A 10,777-nucleotide genomic window follows, 5' to 3' on the forward strand; every position below is an offset into this window, starting at 1 on the left:
CGCCTGTGCGCTGAGCTGGGACGTTGTTGATTTTGTCCCGGTTTGCCTTCCATTGGGGTAGGGAGTAGCTTGTCGCTCACCAAGGCGCTCGCCAGGCGCTTTGCCCCACCGTGTCCGTCCGGACACGGCCCCCCGGACGGCACCGCCGGACGGGGGTGGCGGCGGCGCGACCCACGCGTCGTCTCGTGACGGTCCTGCCGTGCGGTCTCCCCGAGACCCCGTTCCTCAGCCCGGCCATGCGCACGCCGACGTGCGGACGCTGAGCGAAAGCCAGGACCTGTTCGCAGAGCTGCGCCCCCTCCTGGGGCGCCGCACCATCAGCGCCGCTCTTTCGCACGCGGGACACCGGGTCCCGTGGACGGGCCGTCGTGCCCTCAGGATCGCAGCGGCAACGCCGAGTCCGCCGTCGCGCGGAGCCGGGGACCCACACCTTGCACTGGGGTGAATCGGCCTGCCCCCAGGCCGAAGGGCGACTTCCACGTCCGAACCCGTCAGCTAACCCGGTAGGCGTCCTGGAAGCCAAGGAGACCCCTTGAAAGGCAAGCACGCCAAAAACCGCTTTCCCCTAGGCCCCCGTGCCACCGGCGCCCTGTTCGGCCTCGCCTTCTTCGGCGTGGTCGCGGGCACCGCGCAGGCGTCGATCGGGTCCGAATCCGACCCGGGCACCGGCTCGCGCTCCGGCGACCAGATCGCCGCCATGGAGGTCCTCCCCCACAAGCAGAAGGGCGCGCGGGACGCGTCCCGCGAGAAGGCCGAGGCCGAGAAGTCCACCACGATGGACGCCCGGTCCCGGGTGATCGCCCGGGCCAGGACCTGGAACCCGGGCACCGACGACCGGGTGCGCTACAGCCAGGTCCGCAGCCACAACGGCTACCGCGCCGACTGCTCCGGCTTCGTCTCGATGACGCTGGGGCTGGAGAAGCCGGGCCCGAACACCCAGGGCCTCACCTCGTCCAGGTACACCGAGCGCATCGACATGGACGACCTGAAGAAGGGCGACCTCGTCATGGACGCCCAGGGCACCAACACCACGCGCCACGTCGTCATCTTCGAGAAGTGGGCCAACAAGGACCGCACGTCCTACTGGGCGTACGAGCAGCGCGGCCGGTACGGCACCGACTACCGGGAGCGCGACTACGGCCTCGACTCCGGCAGCCAGTACAAGGCCTACCGCCCGAAGAACCTCTAGAAAGCGAACGTCCAGGAACGAACGCAAGGCGACGCCCGGCCGGAGATGAACCGGCCGGGCGTTCGCACGCGTGAGTCAAGACGGCCGGAGGGGGAGGCGCGGGCGCCTCCCCCTCCGGATCATGATCTGACCGAATCCGGCGACGTTGCGTGATCAGATGGCGACCATCCGATCAGGCTCGCCTTTTCGGTCTTCCGCCAATCAGTCGCAGCGTTTCCACACGAGGTGGTAGACGGAGTTCCCGCGCGCGGATTCCATTGCGATGAAACTGGACTTGGTCGAGTCACCCTTGTCGACCCGCAGTTCGGTGTTGATGTTCAGGTTGCGGTCCTTGCCGCACGGCTTGAAGATCCGCCCCTGGGTGTCGGTCTTGTCGGCGAACCTCCAGTCGTCGTCGAACGGGCCCTTGAGCGTGTGCGTGACGGCCTGCGACTCCGCGTTGCCCTGGAAGTAGTAGTTCGTGCGGCGGACGGCGGTGGCGCCGGCCTCGAGGTGGGCGTAGCCGCGGGACTCGATCCCGACGACCGCGTAGGTGTAGCCCTCGGGCGCGTCGACCTGCACGCTGAGCTGACAGTTCTTCCGGAAGTCCGTGGACGGCGCGTCGCCGCCCGCCCAGGCCACGTACTTTTCGTAGGTGACGGTGAAGGCGGTGTTGCCGTGCGAGGGGGTGACCTTCGTGGTGCCGGCGGGGCAGCCCGAGCCGTTGATGGTCTCGACGCCGATGGTGACCTTGCTCGGTACGGGAGCGGCGTCTGCGGCGGGGGGATCGATGGAGGCGGAGGCGGTGGTGGCGGTCGCCAGCGTGGGGAGGAGCAGGGCAGCGCCCACCGCGATCGCCGTACGTGTGGCGTTCTTCATGGGTCGGATCTCTCAGGGGGTTCGTGGTCGACGCCTTCGCCGCGCACGCGTCGCGCCGGTGCTTTTACCAGCGGATTTGCGGTGACTTTGACGCCGACACGTCAATGGCGATTCTCTCGGTCTGGAGAATCATCCGAGAGGGTATTCGGGTCGCGCAGACTTGGTCAACACTTTGCCTTTGCGTCTTATTAACAATTAACTTTGCGTTTTCTAAGCCCTTTAAGGCCGGGCTTTACCGAGTTTTCGGCACCCGCCGGAGGCGGTCGCGGGCATCGCACCGGGCACTGACCGGATTCGGCCGGAACATCTTGACTGCCCAGTTCGTCATACATGTCAACACCCCGCGCACACCGCGCAGAGAACCCCGCGAACCCCGTACGCCCCGCGCACCTCGCAAACCCCGCGAACCCCGCGAAGGCCGAGGGCCGCCACCACCAGAGGGACGGCGGCCGCCGAGACAACGGGAGTTCCAGGGGGAATTCACAGATGCCCGTGAAGAGGGTGTACGACGTCGTCGCGCTGCACGTGCCCATCGTCTTCGACGCGCACGGCGACCACGACCGCAGCGGAATGATCTTCACGCTAGCCGAGCACGAGGCCGAGCTCAACAAGGTCAGGGAGAGCTTCCCCACGCCCTTCCCCGACCCGCTGAAGCACCCGGAACTGCTTCCCGACCCGCATCCGCTCGTCCGCCCGCTGGTGCTGCGGGCCCGGGTCGGCGAGCGGGTCGTCGTCCGTTTCCGCAACGAGCTGCGGCAGCGGGCCGGGATCCACGCCAAGGGCGTCGGGCACCGGGTCGTGACCGGCGACGGGGGCGCGGTCGGCCGGAACCCCGACTCGGCCGTCGCGCCGGGCGGCTCGATCGTCTACGAGTGGGACGCCGTGCACGAGGGCGTGTTCTTCCTCGGCGACCTCGCCGACCTCCGCGGCGGCGAGCACGGCTCCCAGGTCCACGGGCTGTTCGGCGCGCTGATCGTCGAGCCCGAGGGCGCCACCTGGACCGACCCGGTCACCGGAGACCCGCTGCTGGACGGCCTGTACGCCGACGTCCACGTCCCGGGGCAGGAGAGCTTCCGCGAGTACGCGCTGTTCATGCAGGACGAGTCGCCCAACGACAACCCCGTCCTGCCGCCGCACCCGCTCTACGAGTGCGACCGGCCGCGACCGCACACGCACTCGCCCGCGGCGGGCGGCGAGCGGCTGGCGCCCGTCCTGTTCCCCGACCACGGCGACGACCACGGGAACGGAGGCGGCCACGACAACGGAGGCGGCCACGGGCACGAACCCGCACACAACGAGCACGCCGCCTCGATGATGCTCATGAGCTACCGCACCGAGCCGATGGGCTGGCGGTCCCTCGCCTACGAGCGGATGCTCGAAGCGGGCGAGATCGACCCGGTACGGGACGCGATCGTCGGCGAGGAGCAGCACCACAGCTCCTGGCTGTTCGGCGACCCGGACACGCCGATCTTCCGCGCCTACGGCGGTGACCCGTCGAAGATCAGGCTGGTCCATGCCGGGGTGAAGGAGACGCACGTCTTCCACCTCCACCTGCACCAGTGGAGGGCCGTTCCCGGGCACGACGAGTCGCCCGTCATCGACTCCGTCACGATCAGCCCGCAGCAGGCGTTCACGATCGAGCCGATCGGCGGCGCGGGCTCGGTGCAGGCGGCGACCGGGGACATCATCTTCCACTGCCACCTCTATCCCCATTTCCACTCCGGCATGTGGGGGATGTGGCGGGTCTTCGACGTCCTCCAGGACGGCGCGGGACGCTACCCGGACGGCACGCCCATCGCGCCGCTCCGCCCGCTCCCGGGACGCCCGGAGCCGCCCGCCGCCACCGCCGAGCGGCCGGGCTTCCCGGCGTTCATGGACGGGACGTTCCCGCAGAAGTCGCCCCGCCCGCCGCGCACACCGTCGATGCCCGAAGGGATGGGACGGGAGCCGTCCGCGCTGGAGCGGGCGGCGTTCGTCCCCGACCCGCAGCCGGGCGAGGCGTTCACCAAGATCACCCTGGACCCGGACGCGCCCGTCCGCCGCTACCACCTCGTCGTCATGCAGGGCACGCTGCACTACTTCGAGAGCCACCACCACGGCGGCGACCACGGCGGCGAGCACGGGGATCACGACGGCGGCGGTCACGACGGCGGCGGTCACGACGGCGGCGGTCACGACGGCGGCGGTCACGACGGCGGCGGTCACGACGGCGGCGGTCACAAGGAGACCTGGCAGGATGATCGCGGCGTCTTCTTCGTCCTGAAGGAAGAGGTCGACGCCGCGGGCGGGGTCGAGAACTTCCAGAAGGAGCTCGCCAAGGGCACCCGGAAGATCGAGCCGATCGCGGTCCGCGCCCGCAAGGGCGAGGTCGTCGAGTTCACCCTGACCAACGCGCTCCCGCCGGGCTGCCACGAGGAGACCGCGATCGACGCCGTCCTGCCGTTCCAGCCGGAATGCGGGCTGCACGTCCACCTGGTGAAGTTCGACCCGCTCGTGTCGGACGGCGCCAGCGTCGGCTGGAACTACCTGTCAGGGACGACCACGGCCGACGCCGGGCCGGACGACCACGAGCGCTACCGCTCCTGGATGTACCGGTGGTACTGCGACGAGGAGTTCGGCGTCGTCTTCTTCCACGACCACCTGCTCGCCAACGAGCGGCAGCGGCACGGCCTGTTCGGCTCCATGATCGCCGAGCCGGAGGGCGCCGTCTGGGTCGACCCGCACGACCACGCCCGGGAGGTGCGCAACGCGGCGCAGGCCGTGGTGAAGCTTCCGGACAGGACCGCGTTCCGCGAGCAGGTGATCCCGATCGCCGACTTCGTCCCCCTGTTCAAGCACGGCACCGGGGGGCACCGCGAACCGATCAACCCGCCGGACTTCCCCGGCGCCCTGGACGACCAGGGCGGCATGGCCGTCGGGTACCGGTGCGAGCCGCTGCACGAGCGTCCCGGCGACCCGGCCGACTGGTTCTCCAGCGCCGCGCACGGCGACCCGCGGACGCCGCTGCTGCACGCCTATCCGGGCGAGCGGCTCCGCGTCCGCCTCTACCAGGGGTCGCACGAGGAGCAGCACGGGTTCACCGTGCACGGCATGCGCTGGCACGCCTGGCGCGACGATCCGCGCTCGCCGCTGCGCACGCAGCAGACCCTCGGCATCTCCGAGGCGTTCAGCCTGCACATCGACCCGTCGCACAGCGCGGGCGACCACATGTGGGCGTTCTCGGCCATCGACGACACGTGGCTCGGCTGCTGGGGCCTGTTCCGCCTCCACGAGGAGGTGCAGGACGATCTCCCGCCGCTGCCGGGCGCGTTCACCGATGGCGGGCCGCCGCCGTCCGACGCGCGCGAGGTCCGCCGCTACCGGGTGCGGGCGGTCGCCCGCGAGATCCACTACAGCGACCGGCGCAGCGACCCGTTCGGCCTGGTCTACACGGTCGACGGGGCGCCGGAGGGCGAGCCGCTCGTGCTGCGCTGCCGGGCCGGGGAGTGGGTGGAGGTGACGCTCTCGAACGAGGTGGACGTCCCGCCGGAGCCGACGCCCTACGACCCGCCGCTCCCGGCCCTGGACGACCCGGCCGACCGGGAGGTGTCGGCGCGGGTGTCGCTGCATCCGGTCGGGCCGCTGCGCTACGACGTGCGCGACAGCGACGGCGCGTTCGCCGGCCACAACGGCGACGGGACCGTCAAGCCGGGCGGGGACGTCACCTACCGCTGGTACGCCGACACGCCCGGCGTGATCCTCCTGGAGGACCGCGCCGACCTCCGCACCCACCGCCACCGCGGCCTGGTGGGCGCGCTGGTGGTGGAGCCGTCCGACGCCACCCCGGCGCACGGGGCGTGGACGGGGGCCCAGGCGGTGATCCGCCGCCCCGGTGCGGAGGACGTCCACGAGCTGGTCCTGATCCTCCAGGACGGCGTGCGCCAGTACCACCACGGCGACCCCACCCAACCGGTGACCGACCTGGAGGACGAGCCGGAGGACTCGGGCCAGAAGGCGTTCAACTACCGGAGCGCTCACCTGTTCCCGCACCGTCCGTCCCTGGCGGTGGACGAGCCGGGCACTCCGGTGCTGCGGTGCCGTCCGGGCGACGTCGTCCAGGTCCATCTGGCGGTGGGGGCGGACCGCCCGCGCAACCACTCCTTCCAGATCCACGGCGCGACGTGGCCCATGGAGGAGCACCTCGACACGCCGAGGATGGGCGCGATCGGCGGCCTGACCAACGGGACGCTCCGCTCCCTGACGTTCAGGGCCGGGGAGCCCGGGGACTACGCCTACCGGACGGGCGTGTTCCGCTGGGCCCTGACCGAGGGGCTGTGGGGCCTGATCCGCGTCCGCTGACACGCGTCCGCCGGTGCGCGCGATGGGCCCGCCGTCCGTGGTGATCCGCCCGCCCCGCGTGCCGGTCGGCGGTCCTCCCCGACCGCCGACCGGTCCGGCCTCCCGATCCGGGGCTCGCCCACACCCCCGGATCGGGAGCGCGGCGTTCACCGAATGTCCGTTTACACTTGTGTCGTTCGCTGTCAGAAGTCTTCCGCGTCCGCGAGGGTAGGTACGGCGCCATGACCGCATCCCCCCTGACCACCGCCGAGGAACTGCGCGGCGTCGGCCTGCGGGTGACGGCCGCGCGCGTCGCGCTGCTGGAGACCGTCCGGGCGGGCGACCACCTCGGGGTCGAGGCCCTCGCGTCCGGAGTGCGCGACCGGGTCGGCCACATCTCGCTCCAGGCCGTCTACGAGGCGCTGCACGCGCTCACCGCCGCCGGGCTGGTGCGCCGCATCGAGCCCGCCGGGAGCCCGGCCCGGTTCGAGGGACGCGTCGGCGACAACCACCACCACCTGGTGTGCCGCAACTGCGGCGCCGTCAAGGACGTCGACTGCGTCGTCGGGCACCCGCCCTGCCTGGACCCGGTCGACGACGCCGGCTACCTGATCGACGAGGCCGACGTCACGTTCTGGGGCCTCTGCCCGACCTGCCGCCCCAAGGACGACTGACCCCACCAGCTTCTGAAACGAACGCCAGGGCCGGCCGACGTGACGCCGGCCGGCCCTGTCGCCGCTGGTCAGCGCAGCTCGAACCGGTCCAGGTTCATGACCTTGTCCCAGGCCGCGACGAAGTCCTTCACGAACTTCTCCGCCGCGTCGTCGCTCGCGTAGACCTCGGCGAGCGCGCGCAGCTCGGAGTGCGAGCCGAACACGAGGTCGACGCGGCTGCCGGTCCACTTGACCGCGCCCGAGGCGTCCCGGCCCTCGAAGGTCTCCGCGTCCTCGGAGGTCGGGTGCCATGTGGTGTCGAGGTCGAGCAGGTTCACGAAGAAGTCGTTCGAGAGCGTCCCCGGCGATGTGGTGAAGACGCCGAGCGGCGACCCCTTGTGGTTCGCGCCCAGCACCCGGAGGCCGCCGATGAGGACGGTCATCTCCGGCGCGCTCAGCGTGAGCAGGTTCGCCCGGTCGAGCAGCAGGTACTCGGCCGGGAGCCGGTTGCCCTTCCCGATGTAGTTGCGGAACCCGTCGACGGTCGGCTCCATCGCCTCGAAGGACTCGACGTCGGTCTGCTCCTGCGACGCGTCCGTCCGGCCCGGGGTGAACGGGACGGTGACGGTGTACCCGGCGGCCTTGGCGGCCTGCTCCACGGCGGCGCAGCCGCCGAGGACGATCAGGTCGGCGAGCGAGATCCGCTTGCCGCCGGTCTGGGCGGAGTCGAAGGACTCCTTGACGCCCTCCAGCGTGCGGAGGACGGTCCGCAGCTCGTCGGGGTCGTTGACCTCCCACGTGTTCTGCGGTTCGAGGCGGATGCGGGCACCGTTGGCGCCGCCGCGCTTGTCGGTGCCGCGGAACGACGCCGCCGACGCCCACGCGGTGGTCACCAGCTGCGACACCGACAGGCCCGAGGACAGGAGCCGCTGCTTGAGGTCGGCGATGTCCGCGTCGTCGACGAGCTCGTGGTCGACCTCGGGGACGGGGTCCTGCCACACGAGGACCTCGGACGGGACCTCCGGGCCGAGGTAGCGCGCGATCGGGCCCATGTCGCGGTGGGTCAGCTTGAACCACGCGCGGGCGAACGCGTCCGCGAACTCGTCCGGGTTCTCCAGGAACCGGCGCGAGATCGGCTCGTAGATCGGGTCGTACCGGAGCGAGAGGTCGGTCGTGAGCATGGTCGGGTGGGTCCGCTTGGACGGGTCGTGCGCGTCCGGGACGGTGTCGGCGCCCGCGCCGTCCTTCGGCCGCCACTGGTGCGCGCCCGCGGGGCTCTTGAACAGCTCCCACTCGTAGCGGAACAGCGTCTCGAAGAACGTGTTGTCCCAGGTGGTGGGGGTGGGCGTCCAGATGCCCTCCAGGCCGCTGGTGATCGCGTCCGGGCCGACGCCAGAGCGGTAGGTGCTCTTCCAGCCGAGACCCTGCTGCTCCAGCGGGGCGGCCTCCGGCTCGGGGCCGACGTGGTCGGCGGGGCCCGCGCCGTGCGTCTTGCCGAAGGTGTGGCCGCCGGCGATCAGCGCGACGGTCTCCTCGTCGTTCATCGCCATGCGGCGGAACGTCTCGCGGATGTCGCGGGCCGCGGCGAGCGGGTCCGGGTTGCTGTTCGGGCCCTCCGGGTTGACGTAGATCAGGCCCATCTGGACGGCGCCGAGCGGGCTCTCCAGCTCGCGGTCGCCGCTGTAGCGCTCGTCACCGAGCCAGGTGGTCTCGGGGCCCCAGTAGACGTCCTCCTCGGCCTCCCAGGCGTCCTCGCGGCCGCCGGCGAAGCCGAACGTCTTGAAGCCCATCGTCTCCAGCGCGACGTTGCCGGTCAGCACCAGCAGGTCGGCCCAGGAGATCCGCTGGCCGTACTTCTTTTTGACCGGCCACAGCAGGCGGCGGGCCTTGTCGAGGCTCGCGTTGTCGGGCCAGCTGTTCAGCGGCGCGAAGCGCTGCTGGCCGGACCCGGCGCCGCCCCGGCCGTCGTGGACGCGGTACGTGCCGGCGCTGTGCCACGCCATCCGGATCATGAACGGGCCGTAGTGCCCGAAGTCCGCCGGCCACCAGTCCTTGGAGGTGGTGAGCACCTCGGCGATGTCCCGCTTGACGGCGGGCAGGTCGAGGCCGGCGAACGCCTCGGCGTAGTCGAAGCCCTCGTCGAGGGGGTTCGTCACGTCGGGGTTCTTGGCGAGGATCTTCAGGTTGAGCCGGTTCGGCCACCAGCCGCGGTTGCCGCCGCCCTCGGTGGGGTGGGGGGCGCGGGTGTGCGCGACCGGACAGCCGCCCTCCGCGGCGGCGTCGTAACCGGTGTTCTCCGTGTTCTCGGACATGTGGGTCCTCCCAGGGCTTTGCGAGGCGTGTCAGCGGCTCTCAGTGGTGGAACAGTCGGGACAAAGGCCCCAGTAGACGACCTCGGCCTCGTCGATCGTGAAGCCGCGGTCATCGGAGGCGGTCAGGCACGGCGCCGCGCCGACGGCACAGTCGGCGTCGGCGATGACCCCGCACGACCGGCAGACGACATGGTGGTGGTTGTCGCCGACCCGCGACTCGTAGCGCGCCACGAACCCGGCCGGCTGGATGCGCCGGACCAGACCGGCCGCCGTCAGGGTGCGCAGCGAGTCGTACACGGCCTGGTGGGACACCGTCGGGAGGTCGCGGCGCACCGCGCCGATGATCGAGTCCGTGTCGGCGTGCGGGTGCGCATGCACCGCTTCGAGCACCGCCAGGCGCGGACGCGTCACGCGCAAAGCGGCCCCCCGCAGCATCTGTCCGAAGTCCAAGGCCGTGGCCACGCACCACAGGCTGGCTCACTTTCTGGAATCAGTCAAGAATTGGACGGCATCGTGTTCGCGGATGTTCCCGGGAGGGCCGCATGAGCGGACGAAACTCGGGCACATGTGCCGTGACGCGACAACCCGGAGAACCCCTGTGTAACCCGGAGAACCCCTTTGTCCAGGTCAACGAACGATCATCCTGAACCGCGTACCGGGCCGCTCACCGGGCCGCTCACCGAGCCGGCCGCCGAGGCCGGGCGGCCCGTGCTGCGCACCGGCAGGTGGCGGTTGCGCACCGGCCGCCGGCTGCTGCCGGGCGGCCGCGCGGCGGCGGCCGCGCCGGACCGGAAGGTCCGCCGGGCGTTCCGCCGCGCACTGCGGCGGTGGGGGCTGGGCTCCGCCGCCGACGAGCTCGCCGACCAGCTGACGGCGCTGGTGCAGGACGTCCTCGCCCGCAGCCCCATGCGGGGCCGCGGGGCCTTCGACCTCCGGCTGGAGCTGCGCGCGTCCGCCCGGTTGCTGCTCGGCGAGATCCATCCGCTGCCCGCGCGTCCGCGCTCGGGCGAGCCGGGCGATCCGGCGGAGGGCGGCGCGGGCGGGCGCGGCATCATCGTCCTCACCTACGGCCGCCGTCCCGACCGCGGCGGCGCGCACACCCGGTACGTCCACCGGTTCACCTGGTGGCGGACGGACTCCATCACCACCGACTGACTCCCGTCACCACCGGCCGGGCCACGAGCCGGACCGGTGATGCTTTTCTACGCCACGACTGGGCGGTCACCGATTTTTTACGAAATGAACGCCGGTCAATCGTTTGGATAACACGTTCCACACGCGACCGGCCAGGGGGTTCAGAGCTTGAAAAGCTTTTCGTACGGGGCGAGAATCCTGACCCGCCGCGTCCCGAAGTCGACCAGGACGGCGCGTCCCGGCTCCACCTCCAGGATCCGCCCGAGCCCGTACTTGTCGTGCGTGACCTGGTCCTGGAGTGCGAACTCCTTGAC

General features: G+C 71.2%; 7 protein-coding genes and 1 riboswitch. Of the genes, 4 read left to right on the plus strand and 3 right to left on the minus strand.

Going from position 1 to position 10,777, the window contains the following annotated elements:
* Nucleotides 1–382: 382 nt before the first annotated feature.
* Nucleotides 383–525, plus strand: a riboswitch (cyclic di-AMP (ydaO/yuaA leader).
* Between the two features lie 7 nt (nt 526–532).
* Nucleotides 533–1,189, plus strand: coding sequence for a C40 family peptidase (locus tag E1264_RS33365; RefSeq protein WP_132179921.1), 657 nt, complete (start codon nt 533–535; stop codon nt 1,187–1,189).
* 201 nt (nt 1,190–1,390) lie between these two features.
* Here the strand turns inward: E1264_RS33365 and E1264_RS33370 are convergent, their stop codons facing one another.
* Nucleotides 1,391–2,047: a DUF4360 domain-containing protein gene (locus E1264_RS33370; protein WP_132179923.1), complete on the minus strand. Its 657-nt coding sequence runs from the start codon at nt 2,045–2,047 to the stop codon at nt 1,391–1,393.
* Between the two features lie 486 nt (nt 2,048–2,533).
* On the opposite strand from E1264_RS33370, the gene E1264_RS33375 reads away from it, so the two are divergent.
* Nucleotides 2,534–6,385 (plus strand): multicopper oxidase domain-containing protein, encoded by a 3,852-nt coding sequence (locus tag E1264_RS33375; RefSeq protein WP_165964511.1) that lies wholly within the window; start codon nt 2,534–2,536, stop codon nt 6,383–6,385.
* A 221-nt stretch (nt 6,386–6,606) separates the two neighbouring features.
* Nucleotides 6,607–7,038 carry a Fur family transcriptional regulator gene (locus tag E1264_RS33380; protein WP_132179927.1) on the plus strand — a complete coding sequence of 144 codons (432 nt, stop codon included), beginning with the start codon at nt 6,607–6,609 and terminating at the stop codon, nt 7,036–7,038.
* Between the two features lie 68 nt (nt 7,039–7,106).
* Here E1264_RS33380 and katG read toward each other — a convergent pair whose 3' ends face one another.
* Nucleotides 7,107–9,329: a catalase/peroxidase HPI gene (gene katG / locus E1264_RS33385; RefSeq protein ID WP_132179929.1), complete on the minus strand. Its 2,223-nt coding sequence runs from the start codon at nt 9,327–9,329 to the stop codon at nt 7,107–7,109.
* Nucleotides 9,330–9,359: 30 nt separating this feature from the next.
* The gene (locus tag E1264_RS33390; RefSeq protein WP_165964512.1) at nt 9,360–9,791 is read right to left on the minus strand and encodes a Fur family transcriptional regulator; all 432 of its coding nucleotides are present in this window, start codon (nt 9,789–9,791) and stop codon (nt 9,360–9,362) included.
* 156 nt (nt 9,792–9,947) lie between these two features.
* On the opposite strand from E1264_RS33390, the gene E1264_RS33395 reads away from it, so the two are divergent.
* The gene (locus E1264_RS33395) at nt 9,948–10,484 is read left to right on the plus strand and encodes a hypothetical protein (RefSeq protein WP_132179931.1); all 537 of its coding nucleotides are present in this window, start codon (nt 9,948–9,950) and stop codon (nt 10,482–10,484) included.
* Nucleotides 10,485–10,777: the final 293 nt, after the last annotated feature.

It is taken from the genome of Actinomadura sp. KC216 (assembly GCF_004348535.1).
GTDB lineage: Bacteria > Actinomycetota > Actinomycetes > Streptosporangiales > Streptosporangiaceae > Spirillospora.

Coding starts and splice junctions, on each gene's coding strand:
- E1264_RS33370 (WP_132179923.1), bottom strand. CDS start 2,047: ATGAAGAACGCCACACGTACGGCGATCGCGGTGGGCGCTGCCCTGCTC.
- E1264_RS33375 (WP_165964511.1), top strand. CDS start 2,534: ATGCCCGTGAAGAGGGTGTACGACGTCGTCGCGCTGCACGTGCCCATC.
- E1264_RS33380 (WP_132179927.1), top strand. CDS start 6,607: ATGACCGCATCCCCCCTGACCACCGCCGAGGAACTGCGCGGCGTCGGC.
- katG (WP_132179929.1), bottom strand. CDS start 9,329: ATGTCCGAGAACACGGAGAACACCGGTTACGACGCCGCCGCGGAGGGC.